The following is a 21,563-nucleotide window of genomic DNA, read 5'->3' on the forward strand; positions in this document are numbered from 1 at the left end:
CGCGCACACTCACCCGTAAGTCCTTGGCGACCTCGGCGTTGGAGGCACCTGCAGCGAATCGCTCCGCGGCCTCCAGCCGGATCCGCTCGCGAAACGCCTGCCGTTCAGGCGTCAGCCCACCACCCTGCGGATATCTCACACAACAGGCATACCGCGACGATCACACATCGTCAGCCCTCAACGACATCACGCCAGCAAGGTCAGTAGCCGTCAGCCGGCAGGGCCGGCGATTCAATTCCGCTGGACGGCAGACCCTCGAGGCTGGCTCGGTCGGGACTGCTGCGAGGCAGATGGCGTCGTTCGGCTCCATGAGCCGGTCGCGGCGGGGCGCCGGGCGGGATCGGCGATCAAAGCCGTGACCTGGTGCCGATGGGGTATCAGCACCCGCCGGACGGCAGATGGCACACCGAACGGCCCCGGACGGGTGCAACAAAGCTCTGCAGCTGCGGACGAAACTGCCCAGTGCTGCCGCGGCTGTCGACGGCGGAGGGTGTGGGAACCAACGGCGGATGGTGCAAACCGCTGGTTCCCCTTGCGGTGCTCGGCCGTCGCGCATTCAACTCCCGTACGGGGTAAGGCGTCAAGGAGTCGAGAAGGGGTTTGTGACGCAACCTCGTGAAGCAACACCGCGGGGTGGGACCACGGTCGTTCCAAGAGGTCGAAGTCGACGGCGACAGGAACCTTTCCTGTCAATTCTCTTGCGCGCTACTGTCTTCAGTAGTTGACTGCGCGCTGCTCGGCCGCCCTTCTCCCCCCTCAACCGGTCTCTCACCAGCCTCAGTTGGATGGCCCATGCGTAGAAGACATCTGTCCCCCCTCGTCGGTTTCCTTGCGGCGGCCTCCCTGCTCAGTGCCACCCCTGACGCCCAGGCAGCTGCCAACCCCGGTCCCGGCTTCCCCGCCCAGTACGTCGCGCCCTGGGTGGAGACCTGGAACTCCCCGTCCGCCATGGCGAACGCCCAGGCCGCGACCGGCGTCAACCACTTCCACCTGGCGTTCGTCATCAGTGACGGCACCTGTAACGCCACCTTCAACGGCAACATGTCGATCAGCGACGCCGGCTGGACCAGCGCGATCAACAACCTGCGGGCCTCCGGCGGCGACGTCATCGCCTCCTTCGGCGGCGCCGCCGGCACCGAACTCGCCCAGGCCTGCAGCACTGTGTCAGCGCTCCAGGCCCAGTACCAACGCGTCATCGACACGCTCAACCTCACCCGGCTCGACTTCGACATCGAGGGGTCGGCACTCAAGGACACCGCCGCCAACGACCGCCGCAACCAGGCCCTCGCGGGCCTCCAGGCGGCTGCCGCGGCCGCGGGGCGGAAGCTGGACATCGACTACACGCTGCCGACGAACCCCAACGGTCTCGACTCGGACGGGCTGAGCCTGGTCGACAACGCCAAGTCCCGCAATGTGAACGTCAACCTGGTCAACATCATGACCATGGACTACTACCAGAACGTCTCCGACATGGGTTCGGCCGCCATCAGCGCCGCCAACGCACTCCACACCCAGCTGGGGAACGTCTGGACCGCGAAGACCTCCGCCCAGCTGTGGGCCATGGAAGGCAACACCCCCATGATCGGCGTGAACGACTCGCTCAACGAGGTCTTCACCACCGGCAACGCCACCACGCTCACCAACTTCGCCAAGTCCAACGGCATCCAGCAGATCGGCTACTGGTCCCTGGGCCGGGACAAGGCCTGCGCGACCGACGGCACGCTCTCCGACACCTGCAGCGGCACCCCGCAGAGTCCCTACCAGTTCGCCGGCATCTTCGAGGGCGTCAGCGGTGGCGGCGGTGGCACCACTCACACCGGCCCGATCACCGGCTACGCGGGCCTCTGCCTCGACGACAAGGGCGCTTCCACGGCCAACGGCAATCCGATCCAGGTCTACACCTGCAACGGGACGAACGCCCAGACCTGGACGGTCAACGACTCCGAGCACACCCTCCGGGTGCTCGGGAAGTGCCTGGACGTCACGGCCGGCGGCACCGCCAACGGCACCAAGGTGCAGCTGTACGACTGCAACGGCACGGGCGCGCAGGTATGGGTCCCGCAGTCCGACGGCTCGCTGCTCAACCCGCAGTCGGGCAAGTGTCTCGACGACACCGGCTGGTCCACCACACCCGGCACGCAGTCCCAGATCTGGTCCTGCACCGGCAGCGCCAACCAGAAGTGGAACCTCCCCGCCTGATCCGTTCCGCACCGGTAAGAGCAGTCCGAAAGGCGAAACCGCCATGCAACTGCGTCAACTTCTGCGGCGGATCCGCGCCGCAACCGTGCTTCCCGGAACACTCGCGGCCGCGTCGGCCCTCCTCTGCGGCACCCTCGCCGGGCCGGCCGCCGCACAGGGCACCGCCGTCACCCAGGTGGCGGTCGCCGCCTCGCCCACCACCTTCACCCACCCGGGCGTCATGGTCAGCAGACCCCAGCTGGACTACGTCCGCACCCAGGTACAGGCAGGCGCCCAGCCGTGGGCGTCCGCCTACCAGCAGATGACGTCCAGCTCCTATGCCTCGCTCTCGCGCGTCCCCAAGCCGTGGTCCGTTGTCGAGTGCGGCCCCTACTCCGACCCCAACCACGGCTGCACCGACGAACGGCAGGACGCCATCGCGGCCTACACCGACGCGCTGATCTGGTACATCAGCCGCGACAGCCGGTACGCCGACAAGTCCATCGAGTTGATGAACGCGTGGTCAGCCGTGATCACCGACCACACCAACAGCAACGCCCCGCTGCAGACGGGCTGGGCGGGTTCGGTGTGGCCCCGGGCCGCCGAGATCATCCGTTACACGTACACCGGCTGGTCCGCCTCGGACATCGGCCGTTTCACGGCGATGCTGCGGAACGTCTACCTCCCCGAGGTCATCAACGGATCCAACAGCAATGGCAACTGGGAACTGTCGATGATGGAGGCCGCCGTCGGCATCTCCGTCTTCATCGAGGACCCGGTCAGCTACGACTCGGCCATCAAGCGATACCTGAACCGGGTCCCGGCCTACATCTACCTGTCCTCGGACGGCTCCCTCCCCAAGACGGTGCCCGGCAGTGGCCTGGACACCTCGCAAAAGATCATCGGCTACTGGCAGGGGCAGTCGACCTTCGTCACGGGTCTCACCCAGGAGACCTGCCGTGACTTGACCCACACCGGGTACGGCATCTCTGCGATCTCGCATGTCGCGGAGACCGCGCTGATCCAGGGCCAGGACCTGTACCCGCAGGTCGGTGAGCGGCTGCGGCAGGCTCTGGGCTTCCAGACCACCTACGAGAACGGCGCCGCGGTCCCGTCCTGGCTGTGCAGCGGCACGCTCAACCTCGGCCTGGGCCCGGTCACCGAGCCTGGCTTCAACGCCATGCACAACCGGTACGGCTATGCGATGGCCAACACCCAGTCGTACACGGAGTCGCACCGCCCACAAGGCACCAACAACCTCTTCGTGGCATGGGAGACACTGACCAACGCCGACAACCCCTATGTGGCGTCCGGAACACCTCCACCGCCGTCCCCGGCCGGTCCGATCACCGGAATCGGCGGCAAGTGCGTCGACGTCACCGGGGCCAACAACGCCGATGGCACCGCCATCCAGCTCTGGGACTGCAACGGCAGCGCGGCCCAACAGTGGATCGTCGCCACCGACGGATCCCTGCGGTCCCTCGGCAAGTGCATGGACGTCACCGCCGCCGGCACTGCGGACGGCACCAAGGTCCAGCTGTACTCGTGCAACGGAACCGGTGCGCAGCAGTGGAAGCCCCAGGCGAACGGCACGCTCGTGAACCCGGCGTCCGGCAAGTGCCTGGACGCCACCGGGCAGAGTTCCGCCAACGGCACCCGGCTGCAGATCTGGAGCTGCGCCGGCACCACCAATCAACTGTGGAACCTGCCGACGTGATACGGCGCGATCGGTGACAGTCACCGCAGGATCATCAGTCCTCCCGCCAGGCGGTGTCGGGGGCGACGGCACCGCCCAGTCGGTCATCCAGGAAGCGGTCGGGTGCGCGGTCATGCCCCGGACTCGGATGCGGTGGCGGGCGCCCTCGAAACACACACAGCCGCACCCCCGTGAGGCGGCGGGTGGTCGAGCAGCGAATCGGATCAGTAGGAGGTGGAGGTGACCGGAGGAAAGCCGAAACCGGCCAAGCTCCCCGGGGCGGAGGAGCCAGGCCTGGTGCAAAGCAATCCCCCGGTCCGCCGCCGAGACGGCGGCCGAGGCCGTCCACGAACCGCGCAGGCACGCCCGTCGAGAGGGTCCGAGCCGCCGCCGCTCGTACACGGTGAGCTACACCGTCAGTCCGGGACGGCAAGGCCCCCGAGACGCTCCGGTACGGCTCAAGGCGGGACCTGTGCCGGACCGGGGACTCAGTGGGTCTCGGTGACCTTCGCCAGGGCACGTGGGGCGTCCGGGTCCTGGCCGCGCGCGGTGGTGATCTCATAGGCCAGCAGCTGTAGCGGCAGGATCTGGAGGATCGGCTGGATCTCCTCGGGTACCCCGGAGGTCGGCAGTACGAATCCTGCGGAAGCGGCGTCGACCGCGGACCGGTTCCCGACCACGACCAGGTCGGCGCCGCGGTCGCGCAGCCGGTCGAGCACCGGCTGCAGGGCCTGGCCGCCCCTGCCGTCGGGTACCACGGCGATGATCGGCGAGACGTTGTCGACCATGGCGAGCGGGCCGTGCAGCAGATCCGCGCCGGAGAAGGAGAGCGCGGGGATGTAACTGGTCTCCATCAGCTTCAGCGCCGCCTCCTTGGCCGTCGGGTAGCCGTAGCCCCGGGAGGTGAGGATCAGGCGCTCGGCGAAGCGGTACCGCGCGGCCAGCCGGGCCACCTCGGCCTGCCGGGCGAGGATCTGCTCGGTGAGGTCCGGCAGCTGCGCGGCGACGGAGGTGCGCCGGGAGTCCGCGCCGTCGCGAAGGCGGTCGACGAGCAGGTACAGCGACAGCAGTTGGGCGGTGTACGTCTTGGTGGCCGGGAGCGCCTTCTCCGGACCGGCCAGGACGTCGATGTGGAACTCGGAGACCTCGGCGAGTGGGGAGGCGGGGTTGTTGGTCACCGCCAGGGTGATCGCCCCTGCCTCTCGGGCCGCCCTGGTCGACGCCACCAGATCGGGCGAGCCGCCGGACTGGCTGACCGTGACGACCAGGACATCGGTCAGGTTCTGCTGGGCGCCGTAGGCCGTGGTGGTGGACATCGAGGTGAGGCCGGCCGGCATCCCCAGCAGTACCTCGACCAGGTACTTGGCGTACAGCGCCGCATTGTCGGAGGTACCGCGCGCGGTGAGCAGCACGAAGCGGGGCCTGCGGGCGGCGATCAGATCGGCGGTGCGGTGGATCTGCGGTGCGCCCTCAGCCAGGATGCGCCGCAGCACCGCAGGTTGCTGCGCCATCTCGGCGGACATCGTCCGGCCCGGTCGGTGCTGCTCTGCCTGGTTCTCGGTGGGCATGAGCGAGGACTCCTGTCGGTGGTTCTCAGGCATCGGCGGCCTGTGCGGCGACCGCGTCCAGCGCCAGGATGACGGCTCCGGTGAGCGGTGCGCTCTCGGTGAAGTGCGCGGGGACCAGCCTCGGCGGGAAGGGCACGGCCCGCTCGAGGACCCGCCGGAGGCGGGGCAGGATCCGGTCCGCGGCGCGGGTCAGACCGCCGCCGGCCGCGATGGTGTCCGGGTCCAGGGCGATCGCCAGATTGGCGAGGTGCACGCCGAGGGTGTCGAGGGCGTCGTCGAGGAACCGGGCCACTTCGGCGTCCTGCTCGGCGAGGGCGAAGACCTCGGCGGTGGTCACCGGGCGGCCGAGGAGCGCCGAGGCCCGGTCGCCGATGGCTCGCCCGGACACGTACTCCTCGAGCGGGGCGCGACCATCGGCCGCGCCCTGGGTGTCGGCGGTCCCCAGCAGCTGGGAGCCGATCTCGCCGGCGGCCTGGTGGGCACCGCGCAGCACCCGTCCGTCGACCACGGTCGCGGCGGACAGCCCGGTGCCGAGGTTGAGGAAGATCCCGCAAGCGGACCCGGCCAGTGCGCCCCAGCGGGCCTCGGCCAGGGCAGCGGCCTTGACGTCGGTCTCGACGGCGACCGTGTCGGTCCCGAAGCCCTCCCGCAGGGTCGCGGCCAGGGCGAGCCGCTCCCAGCCGGGGTTGTTGGGCGCCAGCAGGATGCGGTCCTCCAGGACGATCCCGGGCGATGCGGCGGCGACCGCCCGCAGTGCGCCGTGGCCGTCGGCGGCGGTGCGTGCGGTCAGTGCGCGGCCGTGTTCGACGACCCGCCGCATGACCTGCTCGGCGCCTTGGTCGGCGAGGGTGGGGATGGCGTCACGGTGCAGGACGGTGCCGTCCGGGGCGGCGGTGGCCAGGGCGGTCTTGGTGCCGCCCAGGTCCACGGCCAGGACGTGGTACGAGGCCGGGCCGCCCCCGGCCGCGTCAGCGGCGCAGACGGCGGCGTCGGTGCCGGCGGTCATGCGGTGGCCGCCTGCTCGACGATGTCGTCGTCCGCGTCGAGGTACTCCTCGCGGATCTGCTTGTCGCCGAACGGCCAGATGCGCTCCTTGCGGGCCCACGCGAGGAAGGCCAGCCCGCCCAGGGCGACCCAGGCCAGCGACCACTCGATGGGGTGGCGGCCGGGGGCGTTGTGGTCGGCACGCACATAGATGTAGGCCCACCCGGCGAAGGCCAGGATGCTGGGCAGCGGGTACAGCCACATCCGGTACGGGCGGTGCAGCCGCGGCTGGCGCTTGCGCAGCACGGTGAGCGCGACGATCTGCGAGAGCGTCTGGACCAGCACCATCACGGTGGTGAGCAGCTGGATGAGGGTGCCCATGTCGGTATGACGGCCGATCATGAAGCCGGCGGCGGTGATGACGCCCATGGTGACCAGCCCCACGGTCGGAAAGCCGTGCCTGGGGTGCAGCCGGGCGAAGGAGCGGAAGAAGACGCCGTCGCGTGCCGCGTCGTACGGCACCCGGGAGCCCGCCAGCAGGCCCGCCAGGACGGAGGCGAACGCGGTGACCAGAATGAGGGTGGTGACGGTCTCCGCCGGGCCGCGGCCCCAGGCCTGTTCCAGGACCACCGAGGCCATCGACTGGTAGACGGCGGAATTCGGATCGAGCATCCGGTGCCAGTCGACCGCGCCCAGCACCCCGACCTGCAGCAGCAGATAGATGACCATGACGCCCAAGACGGCGGTGACCGTGGAACGAGGCAGAGTGCGGCCGGGGTTCTTCAGCTCGCCGCCGAGGTAGGCGGCGGTGTTGTAGCCGAGGTAGTCGTACACGCCCACCGCGAGGCCGGCCCCGAAACCGGTCCAGAACTTGCCGCCGAGCAGGTCGAACGCGCCGGCCGGGTAGTCGAACGCGTTGCCGGCGTGGAAGTGCGAGTACGCGGCGATCAGGACGAGCGCCACCGCGAGCAGCATGACGACCCACATGGCCGTGGTCAGCCGGGCGATGGAGTCGACCCTGCGCCACAGAAGCCACACGATGAGGGCGATCAGGGCGAGTCCGACGAGGTCTCCCGAGGCCGAGCCCATCGACGGCCACAGATAGCCCAGGTACTGCACCAGACCGACGATGCCGGTGGACATGATCAGCGGGATGAAGAGGATGGCCGTCCACACGAAGAGGAAGGGCATCAGCTTGCCGGTGCGGTACTGGAACGCCTCGCGGAGGTAGACGTAGGTGCCTCCGGCGCCGGGCATGGCGGCGCCGAGCTCTGCCCACACCAGGCCGTCGACCAGAGCGAGCACGGCGCCGGCGATCCAGCCGACGATGGCCTGCGGACCGCCGAACGCGGCGACCATCAGGGGGATGGTGATGAACGGGCCGACACCGACCATCTGGCTCATGTTCAGAGCGGTGGCCTGAAGCAGGCCTATCCGGCGGGCCAGGCCGCCGGCGGGGGGAGGGGACACGGACACGGTTGCGCCTTTGACGAGGGGGCGTGGGACGCGCAAATGTAACGAGTCTTTCTTTACAAATACAAGAGGCGTCGGAGAATGGAACGCGTAGCGATGGGAGGATGACGCTCATGACAACGACGGTGGGTGGTCCCTCGTACAGTTCGGCGCTACGCGGACCGGGCAGCATGCGGCAGGCCAACGAATGGGTCGTCCTGGAGAGGCTGCGGTCGCACGCCCCGGTCTCGGTCCCCGAACTCGCCTCGGACACCGGACTCTCTCGGCCCACCGTGAACCTGGCCCTCGCCCGGTTGGAGGAGGACGGACTCGTCCGGCAGACCGGACGGCGCACCGGGAACGCCGGTCGGGCCGCCCGGCTGTGGGAGCCCCATGTCGACACCGGCCGGGTGATCAGCGTCGACGTCGGCGCCCAGTGGGTCCGGCTGGCCCTAGCCGACCTTGGCGGAACCGTGCTCGACCGGCGCCAGGAGCCGTCCCGGGCCCTGAGCGCGACGGATCTGGTCCACCAGGTCTCCCGGCTGGTGGCCGAACTGCTGGAGAGCAACGAGGTCACCCGGGATCAGCTGCTCAGTACCGTTGTCGGCAGCCCTGGCATCTACGATCCCGCGTCCCGTCGGCTGCGCCATGCCTACAACCTGCCCGGCTGGGACCGCCCGACCATCGTGGGCCTGCTCACCGACGAGTTCGGCGACAGCATCAGGTTCGAGAACGACATCGACCTGGCGGCCTTGGGGGAGCAGGCGGCGGGACTCGGCCGCGGCATCCCCGACTTCGTCTACCTCTCCGTGGGCAGCGGCGTCGGGATGGGGACGATCACCGGCGGCCGACTGCACCGGGGCGCCCGCGGCGCAGCCGGCGAGATCGCCTTCCTCCTGGTCGGCGACCCCACGCAAGAACCACTGGAGGAGGTCAGGCTGCGCGGCGCCTTCGAGAGCGCCGCGGCCGCCGATGCGATCGTCGCTGCCGCTCGGGACGCGGGGATGGGCGACAAGTGCTCGGTCGAGGACGTCTTCACGGCGGCCCGGGCCGGCCACTCCGTCGCGTCGGCGATCGTGGATCGTGAGGTCGACCTGCTCGCCAGGGCCCTGGTCGCGGTGGTGGCGTTGATCGATCCGCAGCTCGTCGTCCTCGGCGGCGGGGTCGGCGGTCATGCGGAGTTCCTGCTGGAACCTCTCGGGCGCCGGCTCGCCGAGCTGGTTCCGCTGCCGCTGCCCGAACTCGCGGTGTCCGCTGTCGGGGAGGACGCCACCGTCATCGGCGGTGTCGCCCAGGCCGTCGACGCGGCCTGGCGTCGAGCCTTCGGCGCGTGCCAGCGGCGTCGCCAGGAGTCTGAGAACGAGCTCCAAGGCGGCGAACGTTGGCAAGCAGGTGCCTTCAACTGACAGTCCTGTACCCGCGGTTGCTTCGCGCCAGAGCCGAAGGTGGCATGATCCGGTCATGAGCCTCACCGCGCGACAGCTCGCCCTGGCCATGCTGGACCGTCAGTTCTTGCTCGAGCGCCGACGCCTCGATGTGGCGGAGGTGGTTCGCCGGGTCTGCGCTCTGCAGGCCCAGGCACCGGCGTCGCCGTACCTGGCGCTATGGAACCGTGTGCAGGACTTCGCGCCCGACGAGCTCGACGCAGCGTTTGCGCACGGCCGGATCGTGAAGGCAACCCTCATGCGGATCACGCTGCACGTCGTCCATGCCGAGGACTACGAGCCTTACCGCGCTGCCATGCTGAGCACTCTGCGGGCGTCACGAATTCACGACCGCCGGTTCACCGCAACAGGGCTGACCGCCAACGATGCTGACGCGTTGCTGCCAGAACTCGCGGGGTTCCTGGAGCAGCCCCGCACCGGCGCCCAGGTGGAGGACAAGGTCACAGGGAGGCACGGCGAGCACGCACACCGCGTGTGGTGGGCGCTACGTACGTTCGCGCCACTGCATCATGCGCCGACCGGCGGCCCGTGGTCGTTCACACAGCCGAACTCCTACCGTGCCTCATGGGCGGCCGCTGCGGCCGCGCCGCAGGAAGCCGACGCTGGGGTCCAGCGCCTGCTGGTCGGCTACCTGCGCGCGTTCGGGCCCGCGTCGGCCCAGGACTTCGCCCGGTTCACCCTGCTGACACGCGCCGCGACAACCAAAGCGCTGCATGAGCTCGGCGACCAGGTGGTACGGGTGCCAGGCCCCGGCCGCGCCGTGCTGTTCGACCTGGCCGACGCCACCGTGCCCGCCGATGACATCCCGGCGCCGCCGAGATTGCTGCCGATGTGGGACAGCACGCTGCTTGCTCACGCCGTCCCCGGGCGACTCATGCCCCCGGAGTACCGACCCCTGGTTGTCCGGCGTAACGGCGATGTGCTGCCTTGCCTGCTCGTCGACGGGCAGGTCGTCGGAGTATGGCGCGCAGTCGACGGCGGGCTGGAACTGACCGCCTTCCGCAGGCTCGGCAAGGTTGCGTGGCGAGGTCTGACCGAGGAGGCGGAAAAGCTGTCAGTGCTGCTCACCGACCGCGATCCAGCTGTCTACCGGAGATATGGACACTGGTGGGACAAGGGGTTTCCCGATGTCGAGAGGGTGATCGTCAAGGGCTGACCGCGCCTGGCGAGCACGGCCGTTCGGTGGCTTTGAAAGCCGCGAGGTAGCCGGCGCAGCTGTCCTGGGCGAGCGCCGCCCACTGATTCGCAGTGTTCCTGTGGACGCCGAAGAGGTCGCTGACGGTGATCGGCGGTGGTTCCCCGGCCATGCCGAACAGGGTCGTGCCGGTCGCTGCCAGACCCCGGCTTGGAAGGTCTGCTGGAGTGTGGGTCCGTCACCGTTGCTGCCGATACTCGCGCGGCAGCAACGGAGCACTCAGGGTTCAGCGCTGGGCATCAGCCGGGGCGTTAAACGTGATCCAGGTATCGGGTGGCAGGTCTGGGCGACCGGCTGCGGGCCTGCGTTCCTCAGTCCACGCGTCGCCGGCGATCGCGGTGGCAACGCGACGCCAGAATGCGACTGCGGCGACGTTCCTCTCCTGGAAGGCGACTTCCCATGGCCCCGGGTGTTTCGGTCCGTGCCGGTGAGAGCCTCGGTCAGGTGGCGGCGACTGGGCCTGGATCCACATCGGCACCGGCGGGCACCGCTATCTGCTGATCCGTCACGCTGACCGTCCCGGAGATTTGCCACCTACTTCCCGTCGCCTTCGCCCCACCGGCCAAGTCCTCGACCAGGCTGCTGTACTGGTCGATCTGGCGCAGACGCCACCAGACAACAGCCCGACGCAGCCACCACCGGCGACGATCCGCCAACGGATCGGCTGGATAGATCACGAAACCGCACTGGAGTACCAGAGCTTGTCCGGCCGATCACGGTGGACTCAGCCGGTGAAGGGAGCCAACGCGCTGCCGCGTAAGCTCCGCGAATATGGATCACGTCACCCCGCCCTCCAGTTCGTTGCCGGTTTTGGCTGGCGGTGAGCCTGGCGAGAAGACGGCCCCGCTACTGCGCCGGTTGCGTGTTGCCGTTTCGCGGCGGAATGCCGCAAATCTTCCTATGCCAGCCTCGATGATGCAGTGGCTGGATGAAGAGATGGACGCTTTCGTCGACGACTCAGAGTTGCTCGGCGAGCTCTTCGATCAGTTGCTTCATGCCCACGCACTGGACACTGCCACTGCCGGTATGGCGGTGCTTCTCGCGGACGTGGTCAAGGACGGTCAAGCCGCTGCGGCCGTTCGTGCCGCACTGACGGTGACACTGGCCGAAGCGGCGACAGCCGCGCTGCGCGATGAGGCGCTGGATCCGCAGGGCTTCGTCAATGCCGAGGCTGTGCTGCAGCAGCAGACCGCCAGTCAGCGAGCGGTCCGGCAAGCCGTGCGAGGCATGGCTCTGCGCCTGTATGCGCAGTGGGACGATGAGCCTGAAGTGATGCAGTTCGCGCTTGCCGTGCTTGCGGCTGCCTGCGCCGGGACCGATGTCATCCCGCGGATCGCAGACCTGGCTGCTGTGTGGCCGGAGAGCCCTCGGGCGGCCACCTTGGCGTTGGCCTGTGCTCTGGCTGCTGACAGCGAGGAGGCGATCGCGGAAGCCCTTGGGAAGGTCGTCAGACATCCGGACTACAACCCTGATGCGCAGGGGGATCTTGAGGCTCCTTTGCAAAGCCAGGGACTGAGCCTCCTGATCGACCTCGCGCAACAGGAGATCGGACCTCTGGTCTTCCACTGAGGCACGGATCGACTCGATCTCGCCTGCGGCGTCGGCCTCGGCCTGGATCTGCTGGAGCAGACGCTCCCAGGTTCCGTCGGCCGACCACAGCCGGTGGCGTTCACAGACGGTCTTCCAGGGCCCGAACGGTTCAGGCAGGTCACGCCACTGCACGCCGGTCCGCACCCGGTGCAGAATCCCGTCGATCACCTGCCGATGGTCCCGCACCTGCCACAACGCCTGTTACTGACGGGCGAGAACGGCCGCAGTCGTTCCCACTGCGCATCACTGAGATCACCCCAGGAGATAACCCGCTCCATGACAGGAAGAACGACCCGGACACACGCCGGTCACAAGACGCACGAACACTGATCCCTATTCCGTGACGAACGGCGCGTATCCAACCGGGACCTCGCTCACCTGAAGGTCGGAGAAGAGCAAGGTCAGGTTGTGCGCGTTGGTCTCAATGCGTACCTCGTGGAAGTCGATACCGAGGGCGTTCGACCAGCGTCGCGTGGCCTCGGACTCGGGGAGAAGCTTGGCTCCCGGGTAAAGGCAGTGCCACTTCATGCCCCAGACGTACCCGTCGAGGTCGGCACCAGTTTCGTGGTCGATGAGCCGGTCGTCCAAAGAGATCCGCCAGGTCTCCGCCGGCACGGACGTCTCGCACCGCGCCTCAACGCAGTACCTGAACAGATACCGCAGATGGGCCGGCGCGATGCCGGTACGAGGATCAGCCGTCGCGTAGACGATGACCTCGTAGTCGCGCATGTAGTTGGTGTATCCGTGGTGCACGACAGCGTGATCGAAGGTCTCAGCCAGCATCTGTTCAAGTACGGCAGCATCCATGCCGCCCTTCTACCTCACTCGGCGATACCTTCGGCAACGAGATTCACGAGTGTCAGGCGCGGTTGCGTAAGAGATCGCCCGGACAAGTCCTAGTCCTACCGCTTGGCCCACACCAAAGCCCAGGATCGGAAAGCCGCCGCCGGCTAGGGTGCCTTCTCGACTTGGGCCATCTCTCGTGACCGGGGCGTGCAGCCATTACGCTGCGGGAATGCAGGAGTTGACGTTACGGGTCCGAGTGGCCGCCTATGTGCTGCGACGCCGCGCGGGACGGCCGGTGGAGCTGCTGGTATTCGACCACGACGCGGACTTGCCGCCCGGCACGCATGTCCCGGCAGGGGGTGTGGCACCGGGGGAGTCACTGGAAGAGGCAGTGCTGCGGGAAGTGGCAGAGGAGTGCGGGCTGGCATGCGTCCGGGTGGTGCGTTCCGTCGCTGAGGAGCGCACGCCGCACCCGATCCGCCACTTCCCTCGCCACACCACCTTCTTCGAACTGGCAGTGGCCGCCGACGCAGATGTCCCGGATGCGTGGGACCACCGTGTGACGGGCGCAGGCCGTGACAACGGCATGACGTTCCATTGCCGTTTTGAGCCGCTGCCCCTGGCCTTCTCCCTGGCAGACGGCCAGGACGCCTGGCTGGACCGTCTGGAGGGATGAGCCGCACCGTCCAGACGGCCCACGGCTCCATTCCGAACCACTGGCCCGCGGCGCGTTCCACCAAGTCGCGGTCCAGGCCAGAGTGACATCAATTCACACTGACATTGATCATGCGACACCCGCGCGGGCCGCTCCCGAACTCACCGCGTGCCTCGGGCGCTCGGTGACCCGAAGGGGTCGTCCAGCCGGTCAGGTGCCGCAGTTCGCTCTCGTACGGCTCTGCGGGGTCGAGGCCCATGCCGGTGAAGTGGTCTGCCGGCTCCAGGGACAGCAGTCCATGCAGGCGGGACCAGAAGAGCAGGGCGCGGCGCAGCGCGGCCGGGGTGCGGGATGGCCGGCCGCCCACTGCCGGTGCTCGGCGAGGTGGGCCTCGAGACGGGCATCGTCCGGGGTGTCCGCGGCGGCGCCGAGAAGGAGGAGGGGGTGGCGGGGGGCGCGCTCGCCGGTGTTGCGTGTCGTCGCCGCTGCGCCGGACCGTCGTCCGGATCGCGGTGGCCGGGTGCTTGCCGTCGTGAAGGTCATTCCTCCAGGGCTGTCGCCATGCGTTCGAGGTCGGTGAGGAGCGCTGTCAGGTGCTGTGGCGGGATCGCTGCGACCATGCGCTGTTCGATGGCGTAGACGGCGGTCTGGACCGCGGCCAGGCGTGCGCGGCCCGCTTCGGTGAGGTGGGCGGGCCGGGCGCGGCCGTGTGCGGCGGTGGCGGGCCGGGTGATCAGTCCTGCCTCCTGCAGGCCCTGCAGGACGACGTTTCCGGACTGCCGGGTGACGAAGGTTGCGCGGGCGAGGTCGGCGTTGGACATCCCGGGGTGCAGGGCCAGGAGTTCGAGTGTGGCGTACTGCGGCACGGTCAGTCCGTGTTCGCGCAGGGTCTTGTCCATGGCGCCGCGCAGGGCGGCCTGGGCGCGTTTGAGGAGGTACCCCACGTGTCGGGTGACGTCCTTCGTGAGGCGGGGCGGCTCGGCCGGCAGGTTCTCCGTCATGTCAGCATTTTGACATAGCCGTTTCGGCGCCCTAGTCTCACCCATGTCAAAGTCCTGACATAGAGAATCGAGAAAGATCATGTCTGTCACCCTCAACGGCCCCGACTTCGTCGCCCTGCAAGTGCGCGATGTGGACGCGGCAGCTGCCTTCTGCGAACAGCACCTGGGCTTGCGCCGGGCCGCGGTCTCGCCGCCCCACGCGGTCGTGTTCGACACCGAACCGACTCCGTTCGCCGTCCGCGAGCTTCTCCCGGGCATCGACCTCGCCGACGCCGCCCGGCCTGGACTCGGCGTGGTGCTCTGGTTCCAGACCTCGGATGCCCACAAGCTCCACGACCAGCTCACCGCCGCAGGTATCAAGATCCTCACAGCGATGGCGGACAGCCCCTTCGGGCCGACGTTCTCCTTCGAGGGCCCGGAGGGCTACACACTCACCGCGCACGGAGGCTGACCGACCGCTGTCGCCCTCGCCCCCGTTCGGCCCTTCTCGCTCGCCTCCAGCATCCGGTTCCTGGAGGGCTTCACCCCGGCGGGCCACGACCGCGCGGCGGACGGGATCCTCCGCCTGGCCTTCTCCGCCGGCGAGGCGACATCCGTGGTCGCAGCCGGGGCCCGGCCGGAGCGGAGCCGGGGCCGACGGCGGCACGGGCACGCCGCGGGCCGAACTCACCGTCCATCTCCCCGCTCCGGGCCCTGGGAATGCGATGACTGCCGGGTCCGCGGCCGGCAATGCGGTGCGGGCCCAGCTTGCCCGCATCCTCTTTCCTCGACGTCGACGCCACCGGATTGCCTGCCCTCGCCGCGGACCCCGTGGTGGCCGGGCTCATTGCGGGCCACCCGGGGCTGCGCCCGGTGTCCTTGCACTCGCCCCACGAAGCCGCCGCGTGGGCCATCGCCGGCAACCGCCACCGCATGACACAGGCGGCCCGCCGTCACGGCCCGCATCGCCCACGTGCGCAGACATCGCAACCGCATTGCAGGCCGGACCCTGTACGCATTCCCCGCCCTGCAGCCCTGCGCGCCGTCACCCATGTGCCCGGCCTGAGCGACATCAAGCCCAAGCGGCTGCACGCGCTGGCCGAAGCAGCCCTCGGCGGGCAGTTCGACGCACCCCGCCTGCGCGCTCTGCCCGGCATCGGTCCCTTCTGTGCCGAGCTCGTCCTCATCCGGGGAGCAGGACACCTCGACGTCTTCCCCCGCCGTGAACCGCGCGTCCACCAAGCCATCGCCACCGCATACGGGCTCGGCACCTCAGCCGCCGCCGATGTCACGCGACTGGCCGGGATCGCCGACCGGGGAAGCCCTACCGCAGTTGGGCCGCTTTCCTGCTGCCGTGTCAGCGCCCAGGGCACGGCGGGGCTCGCGTGCCACGGGCCCCGCCACTGTGATGACGCAGTCTCGTCGGTGATGGCGCACCCATGGTGGTATCGGCCTGCTGCGGCTCTCCCACCGCAATCGCGGCACTCCACAGCCGGGAGAGGCCCTGCCCAAGACGGTGTGGTAGCTGATCGAGCCGGTCGACGGCACCCTCAAGGCCGGGTCGGCCTGGAACAGCATGGCGGTCGCACCATCGAAGGCGTCGGCGTCCGTGCAGTTCAGCGGATCCTGATGATGAACTGTGCGATCCGGCACAGCCGCATCACCGACACGCCCGCCCTCCGCTCGCCTACGACCACCGGGCCACATCGCAACCACTCGCCTGGTTGTTCTCCCGTCGGGTTTGACATCGTCGCCGGACATCAATCATGCTTCCATTAATTCATTAATACAAGCCTGGTGGGCCGAGGAAGGCGATGTGATCGAGTACCGGATCGACCGTGGCAGCGGCGTACCGGCCTACGTGCAGATCGTCGAGCAGACCGAACGGGCGCTGCGGATGGGCACCTTGCAGGTCGGGGACAAGCTGCCCACGGCCAGGGAGGTGGTGGAGGCGACCGCCATCAACCCCAACACCGTGCTGCGGGCCTACCGCGACATGGAGCAAGCCGGTCTGGTCGAACTGCGCCGTGGCCTTGGAACCTTCGTGACGCGGTCGCTCGCCCGGCCCGGCGCGGAGAACGACTCCCCGCTGCGCCGGGAGGTCACCGACTGGGTGACTCGCGCGCGGGCCACGGGACTGGAGCGTGCCGACGTACTCGCCCTGGTCACAGCCGCCCTGGACGCCTACGACAACGAGCACGACAGCACGAGACCGGGCGACCGGGAACGAAAGAAGGAGGACGCATGAGCGGGCCTGACGCATCGGCCGCGCTGTGCGCCACGGGACTGGGATTCCGGTACCGGAGGCGGGGCGGCTGGGCCCTGTGGGATTGCGGGTTCACGGTGCCCGGCGGTCGTATCACCGCGCTCGTCGGACGTAACGGCGCCGGCAAGAGCACACTGCTGCACCTGGCCGGCGGCCTGCTGCGGCCTGCCTCCGGGCGGCTGCGTGTGCTGGGCGCCGTGCCCGGCACGCCGGAGGCCCGTGCCCGCGTGGCCCTGCTTGCCCAGGACAAGCCGCTCTACCCGCGTTTCACCGTGGCCGACACCCTGCTGATGGGCGAGAAGCTGAACTCCTCGTGGGACCGGAGGGCCGCCGAGCGGATCGTCCGCGAGGGCGACATCCCGCTCCAGGCCCGCGTCGGCGAGTTGTCCCCGGGGCGGCGCACTCGCCTAGCACTCGCCCTGGCACTGGGCAAGCGACCCGAACTGCTGCTTCTGGACGAGCCGTTGGCCGACCTGGACCCCGTGGCACGAGGTGAGATCATGGCGCAGCTGATGGCCGAGGCCGTGGAGCGCGGCATAAGCATCGTGCTGTCCTCGCACGTCCTGCCCGAACTCGAGGAGACCTGCGACTGGGTGCTGGTACTGCGGGACGGCCGCGTCGAACTCAATGAGGACGTCGAGGTACTGCGAGCAAGCCATGCCGTGCTGACCGGACCCGCCGGCCAGGCCGGCACCCTGGCCGCAGAGCACACCGTCGTGCGGAGCCGCACCGGCGGCAGGCAGCTGACCGCTCTGATACGGCAACGCGGACCGCTGCGCGGTGACTGGCATGTCGAACGGCCCGGACTGGAGGACATCCTGCTCGGCTACCTCCGTGCCGGTGAGCCGGGTCACCGAGCCCCCGCCGAGCGGACGGAGGCGGCGGCGTGAAGGGCTCCCTCTGGCTCGCATGGCGCCAGCAGCGCGTGCCGGCCGGCATCGGCGCGGCCGCCCTGGTCCTCGCTGCCACGATCGCCGCGTACTACCGCTCGGGCATGCTGGACGCCTTGCACAGCGGGCTGTTCGACCACTGCGCCACCGGACCGCTGTACTGCACACGGTCCGACACAGGTCTGCCCCTGTTGCTGGACGTCGAGCCGCTGAAGTACCTCGGGGCGCTGAACATCGCCCTGCCCGTCGTCATCGGCGTCTTCTGGGGCGCGCCGCTCCTGGGCCGCGACCGGGAACTGGGCACACACCGCGTGATCCTCGCCCAGGGCGTGAGCCGCGGCCAGTGGTTCGCCTCCCGGTTCGCGCTGGCCGCGGTGACCACGATCGCCCTCTCCGGTCTGCTCGCGGGAGTGTTCGCCTGGTGGTGGCGACCGGCCGCCGACCGGAGCTACGGCCTGTTCTGGTACGACAACACGGCCCTGAGCGGCTCGGGCCCCCGCGTCGTCGCCGCCGCCCTGTTCGGCCTGGCGGCCGGCACCCTGCTCGGCCTGCTGGCCCGCCGGGTGCTGGCGGCGATGGTCCTGACCCTGCTGGTCACAGGGGTGATGACGCTCCTGCTGGAGTGGACTCACCGGGCACGGCTGCTGGTCCAGCCGCACACCTACGTCAGCGCAGGCAGCACCCCGAAACCGCCGATGGGCGAGAAGTGGTCGACCGGCACTTACGGCCTGATCACCGCCACCGGCCGCCACGACGACGTGCTGAACTGCCCCTTCCCGTCAGGCGCCCAGCTCAAGGAGTGCATGGCGTCGCACGGGTACGTCGCCCGCTTCTACGAGGCCAACCCAGCCGGTGACTACTGGACCTTCCAGTGGACCGACACCGCCGTCCTCGGCGCTCTCGCCGCTGTGCTCACCGTCGCAACCGTGCTGCTCCTGCGCCGCCGCGTCTGACCACGGCCACCGCTCCGGGGACGCATCGCCTTCACCCTCCTTCCTTTCCTTCATCCCCGCACCGGGGTTCTCTTTCGCACGGAGGTCGCTTCGCCATGCCCGCCGACGCCAAGTCGCCGAAGAAACTGCGCACCAACCGCACCGCCCTCACCCACAAGACCGGTTACGCCCTGCGCCACCCCGGCCGCGTCATCCCGTACCTGCGCCGGGCCGGCCGGGACGCGTGGCTGCGCCTGAAGCACCCGGACCACGTCGGCTACTACCGCGCCGTGATGGCCTCGGACACCCGCCGCAACCCGGAAGCCGCGGTCGGCAGCCAGACCCACGACCGCTGGCTGGCGCTCGGGCAGATGCAGTTCGACTACCTCATCGAACACGGGCTGCGCCCCGACCACCGCATGCTCGACATCGGCTGCGGCAACCTGCGGGGCGGCTGGCGCTTCATCAGCCACCTCGACACCGGCAACTACTACGGCATCGACATCTCACCCGACATCCTGATGGCCGCCAAGAAGACCCTCGTCGAGCGCCGTCTCCAGGACAAGCTGCCGCATCTGACCATCACCGGCGACCTCACCCTGGACTTCCTGCCCGACGGCCACTTCGACGTCGTCCACGCGCACAGCGTCTTCTCCCACTCGCCGCTGGAGGTCATCGACCAGTGCCTGGCGCACGTCGGCCGCGTGCTGACCGACACCGGGTTCTTCGACTTCACCTTCGACCGCACCGAGGGCACCGAACACCAGGTACTGCGCGAGGACTTCTACTACCGCACCGAGACTCTCCTGGACCTGGCGCGGCGGCACAGTCTGCACGCGCGGTTCATGGAGGACTGGGAGAAGCGCCCGCACGGCCAGTCGAAGATACGTGTCAGCCGCTCGCCCCTGCCCACCGTGTGAACCGGCCCTGACTGCGACATGTCGTCCGACAGACCCTCTCCCGGACCGCGGAGCGGGCCGACGCGCCTGGCCGCGATGGACGGGCTCCGCCTCGTGGCAGCGGTCATGGTGGCCGCGTACCACTTCCTCGGCACACCCACCCCACACTTCTGGGGAAGGACAGAACTACGGGATTTCGCGCCGTTGGCGCACGAGATCAGCCGCTACGGCTGGCTCGGCGTGGAGTTCTTCTTCGCCATCAGCGGCTTCGTCATCTGCATGAGCTGCTGGGGGCGGACTCCCGTACAGTTCACCGTCTCCCGCATCGCACGGCTCTTCCCGGCCTACTGGTGCGCCGTACTCCTCGTCGTCGCACTCGTCCTTGTCTCACGGATCGGCCACTGGCCCGCCGCCACCCGCATCGACCCTCGTACCGTCCTGGGAAACCTGACGATGGCTCCTGGACCCCTCGGGCTGGAACTGGTTGACGGAGTCAGCTGGACACTCTGGGTGGAGGCCCGTTTCTACCTGCTGATGGCCGTGCTGCTCGTCTCCGGGCTGTCGTATCGGCGGATGGTGACCTTCTGCGGAGCCTGGCTCCTGGCCGGTGTCATCGCCCTCGAACTCCACTCGCCGCCGCTCGACGAATTCGTCCTGCCCCGATACACCGGCCTCTTCGTCGCGGGAATCGTCCTCCACCTCATGCACAGGTTCGGACAGAGCCTCCTGCTGTGGCTGCTGCTGGGCTTCGCCTGGTCCTACGAACTCACCGTGCTCGAGCTCCGGGTGGCCGACCACGCCACCGTACCCCCCGGCGAGAGCCGGCCCTCCTGGACCGTGTGCGCAACCGTTCTCACGCTCTGTCTCGGGCTGCTGGCGCTGGCCGGTGTCGGAGGACCGCTGACGAGGCTGCGATGGCATTGGCTGGTCACCGCAGGAGGACTCACCTACCCCTTCTACCTCCTCCACCAAAGCATCGGAATCCCCTTCACCAAAGGCTTGAACCGGGCCGTTCCGAGACTGGGACCGCTGCCTGCGATGGCGGTGTCCGCCGTCTGCGTGCTGGGGCTGTCCCTGCTCATCCACACAACCGTGGAACGTCGGCTCGGACGCCTGCTGAGGCATCGCCTGACGCTCGACATACGGCTCCAGGACCCCGCCGCCAGGCCGCGACCCGTCCGCACACCGTAACCCGCGAACTGCATCCGAAAAATGGATCTCCCATGCCCTTCACTACGCGTACCAGACGCTCTCGCCTGCTCGTCGCCGTCGCGACAGCAATGGCCGCCGTGCCCGCCATCGCGCTGACTCTGGCCCTGACGGTCACGACCTACGATCACACCTCACCGCGCGCCGCCCGAGCCAAGGCATCAGGATCGGTGGCCGCGCACGTCGACTGCCGCAAGGCGAAGTGCGTGGCCCTCAGCTTCGACGGCGGCCCCAGCCCGACCACCCCCAGGCTGCTGGACATCCTCAAGCGGGACGGTCTGCACGCCACGTTCTTCGTTCAGGGCAAGGGCCACGTCGCGAGATACCCCGACATCCTGCGGCGTATCTCCGCCGAGGGACACGAGATCGGCAACCACACCTGGAACCATAGGAGGCTGACAGACCTCGACGAGGACAACGCCCGTCGGGAACTGACCCGTACGCAGGACGCCATCGAGAAGATCACCGGAACCAGGCCTGTCCTGATGCGTCCGCCGGAGGGCCGCACCAACCGCAAAGTGGCCAGGCTCTGCCAGGACCTGGGGTTGGCGCAGGTGCTGTGGAGCGTCACGGCCAAGGACTACGAGACGACCGACTCGGCTCTGATCACCAAGAGGGTGCTCGACCAGACGCACCGCGACGGCATCATCCTGTTGCACGACCTGCACAAGGGGACCGTGCCCGCCGTACCGGGGATCATCGAGGCGCTCCAACAGCGCGGCTACACCATCGTCACGGTGTTGCAGCTGCTCGCCCCTGCCAAGCCCCGGCCGGGCATGGTCTACCGGCCATGAGGGAGCGCCGCGAGCGCGCTCCTGGGAGGTCGTTCACTCCGGAT

Annotated in this window: 19 protein-coding genes and 4 pseudogenes; 14 read left to right on the plus strand and 9 right to left on the minus strand. The window is 69.0% G+C overall.

What is annotated here, in order from left to right; translation table 11 throughout:
• Nucleotides 1-792 precede the first annotated feature (792 nt).
• The 3 genes and pseudogenes from C3488_RS28565 to C3488_RS41895 all read left to right on the plus strand — a co-directional run bounded on the left by C3488_RS28565 (nucleotide 793) and on the right by C3488_RS41895 (nucleotide 3,895).
• Nucleotides 793-2,199, plus strand: a complete 1,407-nt coding sequence (locus tag C3488_RS28565) for a chitinase (RefSeq protein ID WP_103843802.1) — start codon at nucleotides 793-795, stop codon at nucleotides 2,197-2,199.
• Nucleotides 2,200-2,242: 43 nt separating this feature from the next.
• Nucleotides 2,243-3,478, plus strand: a pseudogene (locus C3488_RS28570) (alginate lyase family protein); the annotation flags it as partial.
• A 3-nt stretch (nucleotides 3,479-3,481) separates the two neighbouring features.
• Nucleotides 3,482-3,895, plus strand: a complete 414-nt coding sequence (locus C3488_RS41895; protein ID WP_258053730.1) for a ricin-type beta-trefoil lectin domain protein — start codon at nucleotides 3,482-3,484, stop codon at nucleotides 3,893-3,895.
• Nucleotides 3,896-4,362: 467 nt separating this feature from the next.
• On the opposite strand, the gene C3488_RS28575 is transcribed toward C3488_RS41895, so the two are convergent.
• The 3 genes from C3488_RS28575 to C3488_RS28585 are packed head-to-tail and all read right to left on the minus strand — an operon-like array spanning nucleotide 4,363 to nucleotide 7,902.
• On the minus strand, nucleotides 4,363-5,442 hold the full coding sequence (locus C3488_RS28575) for an SIS domain-containing protein (RefSeq protein WP_103843803.1): 1,080 nt from the start codon (nucleotides 5,440-5,442) through the stop codon (nucleotides 4,363-4,365).
• Between the two features lie 25 nt (nucleotides 5,443-5,467).
• Entirely contained in the window at nucleotides 5,468-6,448 is a 981-nt protein-coding gene (locus C3488_RS28580; RefSeq protein ID WP_103843804.1) for an ROK family protein, read from the minus strand.
• Nucleotides 6,445-7,902 carry an APC family permease gene (locus tag C3488_RS28585; RefSeq protein WP_103843805.1) on the minus strand — a complete coding sequence of 486 codons (1,458 nt, stop codon included), beginning with the start codon at nucleotides 7,900-7,902 and terminating at the stop codon, nucleotides 6,445-6,447. Before C3488_RS28585 ends, C3488_RS28580 begins: the two co-directional genes overlap by 4 nt.
• A 110-nt stretch (nucleotides 7,903-8,012) precedes the next feature.
• Between C3488_RS28585 and C3488_RS28590 the strand changes: the two genes are divergently transcribed.
• Together C3488_RS28590 and C3488_RS28595 are read left to right on the plus strand one after the other, a co-directional pair.
• Nucleotides 8,013-9,284: an ROK family transcriptional regulator gene (locus C3488_RS28590; RefSeq protein WP_181139231.1), complete on the plus strand. Its 1,272-nt coding sequence runs from the start codon at nucleotides 8,013-8,015 to the stop codon at nucleotides 9,282-9,284.
• Between the two features lie 55 nt (nucleotides 9,285-9,339).
• Nucleotides 9,340-10,479 carry a winged helix DNA-binding domain-containing protein gene (locus C3488_RS28595; protein ID WP_103843807.1) on the plus strand — a complete coding sequence of 380 codons (1,140 nt, stop codon included), beginning with the start codon at nucleotides 9,340-9,342 and terminating at the stop codon, nucleotides 10,477-10,479.
• A gap of 265 nt (nucleotides 10,480-10,744) precedes the next feature.
• On the opposite strand, the pseudogene C3488_RS41900 reads toward C3488_RS28595, so the two are convergent.
• Nucleotides 10,745-10,933, minus strand: a pseudogene (locus C3488_RS41900) (GNAT family N-acetyltransferase); the annotation flags it as partial.
• Nucleotides 10,934-10,958: 25 nt separating this feature from the next.
• A complete protein-coding gene (locus C3488_RS40780; protein WP_181139232.1) occupies nucleotides 10,959-11,195 on the minus strand; it encodes a hypothetical protein in 237 nt (78 codons plus the stop codon).
• A 94-nt stretch (nucleotides 11,196-11,289) separates the two neighbouring features.
• Between C3488_RS40780 and C3488_RS41905 the strand changes: the two genes are divergently transcribed.
• Nucleotides 11,290-12,087: a hypothetical protein gene (locus tag C3488_RS41905; protein WP_181139235.1), complete on the plus strand. Its 798-nt coding sequence runs from the start codon at nucleotides 11,290-11,292 to the stop codon at nucleotides 12,085-12,087.
• 12 nt (nucleotides 12,088-12,099) lie between these two features.
• On the opposite strand, the pseudogene C3488_RS41910 reads toward C3488_RS41905, so the two are convergent.
• Both C3488_RS41910 and C3488_RS28610 read right to left on the minus strand, forming a co-directional pair.
• A pseudogene (locus tag C3488_RS41910) lies at nucleotides 12,100-12,305 on the minus strand (transposase); the annotation flags it as partial.
• Between the two features lie 136 nt (nucleotides 12,306-12,441).
• A complete protein-coding gene (locus tag C3488_RS28610; protein ID WP_103843808.1) occupies nucleotides 12,442-12,915 on the minus strand; it encodes a hypothetical protein in 474 nt (157 codons plus the stop codon).
• A 208-nt stretch (nucleotides 12,916-13,123) separates the two neighbouring features.
• On the opposite strand from C3488_RS28610, the gene C3488_RS28615 reads away from it, so the two are divergent.
• Entirely contained in the window at nucleotides 13,124-13,570 is a 447-nt protein-coding gene (locus C3488_RS28615; protein ID WP_103843809.1) for an NUDIX domain-containing protein, read from the plus strand.
• Between the two features lie 187 nt (nucleotides 13,571-13,757).
• Here C3488_RS28615 and C3488_RS41915 read toward each other — a convergent pair.
• Nucleotides 13,758-13,966: pseudogene (locus C3488_RS41915) on the minus strand (TetR-like C-terminal domain-containing protein); the annotation flags it as partial.
• Nucleotides 13,967-14,088: 122 nt separating this feature from the next.
• Nucleotides 14,089-14,550 (minus strand): MarR family winged helix-turn-helix transcriptional regulator, encoded by a 462-nt coding sequence (locus C3488_RS28625; protein ID WP_103843810.1) that lies wholly within the window; start codon nucleotides 14,548-14,550, stop codon nucleotides 14,089-14,091.
• Nucleotides 14,551-14,629: 79 nt separating this feature from the next.
• Between C3488_RS28625 and C3488_RS28630 the strand changes: the two genes are divergently transcribed.
• The 7 genes from C3488_RS28630 (at nucleotide 14,630) to C3488_RS28670 (ending at nucleotide 21,519) form a co-directional block, all read left to right on the plus strand.
• Complete coding sequence (locus C3488_RS28630; protein WP_103843811.1) at nucleotides 14,630-15,001, plus strand: VOC family protein; 372 nt, start codon at nucleotides 14,630-14,632, stop codon at nucleotides 14,999-15,001.
• A 1,344-nt stretch (nucleotides 15,002-16,345) separates the two neighbouring features.
• Complete coding sequence (locus C3488_RS28645; protein WP_181139233.1) at nucleotides 16,346-16,777, plus strand: GntR family transcriptional regulator; 432 nt, start codon at nucleotides 16,346-16,348, stop codon at nucleotides 16,775-16,777.
• Entirely contained in the window at nucleotides 16,774-17,685 is a 912-nt protein-coding gene (locus C3488_RS28650; RefSeq protein WP_103843812.1) for an ATP-binding cassette domain-containing protein, read from the plus strand. Before C3488_RS28645 ends, C3488_RS28650 begins: the two co-directional genes overlap by 4 nt.
• Nucleotides 17,682-18,638 (plus strand): transporter, encoded by a 957-nt coding sequence (locus C3488_RS28655; protein ID WP_103843813.1) that lies wholly within the window; start codon nucleotides 17,682-17,684, stop codon nucleotides 18,636-18,638. The genes C3488_RS28650 and C3488_RS28655 overlap by 4 nt, the downstream gene beginning before the upstream one ends.
• Before the next feature lie 95 nt (nucleotides 18,639-18,733).
• Nucleotides 18,734-19,537: a class I SAM-dependent methyltransferase gene (locus tag C3488_RS28660; protein WP_103843814.1), complete on the plus strand. Its 804-nt coding sequence runs from the start codon at nucleotides 18,734-18,736 to the stop codon at nucleotides 19,535-19,537.
• A 75-nt stretch (nucleotides 19,538-19,612) separates the two neighbouring features.
• Nucleotides 19,613-20,707, plus strand: coding sequence for an acyltransferase (locus C3488_RS28665; RefSeq protein WP_258053725.1), 1,095 nt, complete (start codon nucleotides 19,613-19,615; stop codon nucleotides 20,705-20,707).
• A 32-nt stretch (nucleotides 20,708-20,739) separates the two neighbouring features.
• On the plus strand, nucleotides 20,740-21,519 hold the full coding sequence (locus tag C3488_RS28670) for a polysaccharide deacetylase family protein (protein ID WP_103843816.1): 780 nt from the start codon (nucleotides 20,740-20,742) through the stop codon (nucleotides 21,517-21,519).
• Nucleotides 21,520-21,563 lie beyond the last annotated feature (44 nt).

This window comes from Streptomyces sp. Ru72 (genome assembly GCF_002920635.1).
Lineage (GTDB): Bacteria > Actinomycetota > Actinomycetes > Streptomycetales > Streptomycetaceae > Streptomyces.

Coding starts and splice junctions, on each gene's coding strand:
- C3488_RS28565 (WP_103843802.1), top strand. CDS start 793: ATGCGTAGAAGACATCTGTCCCCCCTCGTCGGTTTCCTTGCGGCGGCC.
- C3488_RS28575 (WP_103843803.1), bottom strand. CDS start 5,442: ATGCCCACCGAGAACCAGGCAGAGCAGCACCGACCGGGCCGGACGATG.
- C3488_RS28580 (WP_103843804.1), bottom strand. CDS start 6,448: ATGACCGCCGGCACCGACGCCGCCGTCTGCGCCGCTGACGCGGCCGGG.
- C3488_RS28590 (WP_181139231.1), top strand. CDS start 8,013: ATGACAACGACGGTGGGTGGTCCCTCGTACAGTTCGGCGCTACGCGGA.
- C3488_RS28595 (WP_103843807.1), top strand. CDS start 9,340: ATGAGCCTCACCGCGCGACAGCTCGCCCTGGCCATGCTGGACCGTCAG.
- C3488_RS41905 (WP_181139235.1), top strand. CDS start 11,290: ATGGATCACGTCACCCCGCCCTCCAGTTCGTTGCCGGTTTTGGCTGGC.
- C3488_RS28610 (WP_103843808.1), bottom strand. CDS start 12,915: ATGGATGCTGCCGTACTTGAACAGATGCTGGCTGAGACCTTCGATCAC.
- C3488_RS28615 (WP_103843809.1), top strand. CDS start 13,124: ATGCAGGAGTTGACGTTACGGGTCCGAGTGGCCGCCTATGTGCTGCGA.
- C3488_RS28625 (WP_103843810.1), bottom strand. CDS start 14,550: ATGACGGAGAACCTGCCGGCCGAGCCGCCCCGCCTCACGAAGGACGTC.
- C3488_RS28630 (WP_103843811.1), top strand. CDS start 14,630: ATGTCTGTCACCCTCAACGGCCCCGACTTCGTCGCCCTGCAAGTGCGC.
- C3488_RS28650 (WP_103843812.1), top strand. CDS start 16,774: ATGAGCGGGCCTGACGCATCGGCCGCGCTGTGCGCCACGGGACTGGGA.
- C3488_RS28660 (WP_103843814.1), top strand. CDS start 18,734: ATGCCCGCCGACGCCAAGTCGCCGAAGAAACTGCGCACCAACCGCACC.
- C3488_RS28665 (WP_258053725.1), top strand. CDS start 19,613: ATGGACGGGCTCCGCCTCGTGGCAGCGGTCATGGTGGCCGCGTACCAC.
- C3488_RS28670 (WP_103843816.1), top strand. CDS start 20,740: ATGCCCTTCACTACGCGTACCAGACGCTCTCGCCTGCTCGTCGCCGTC.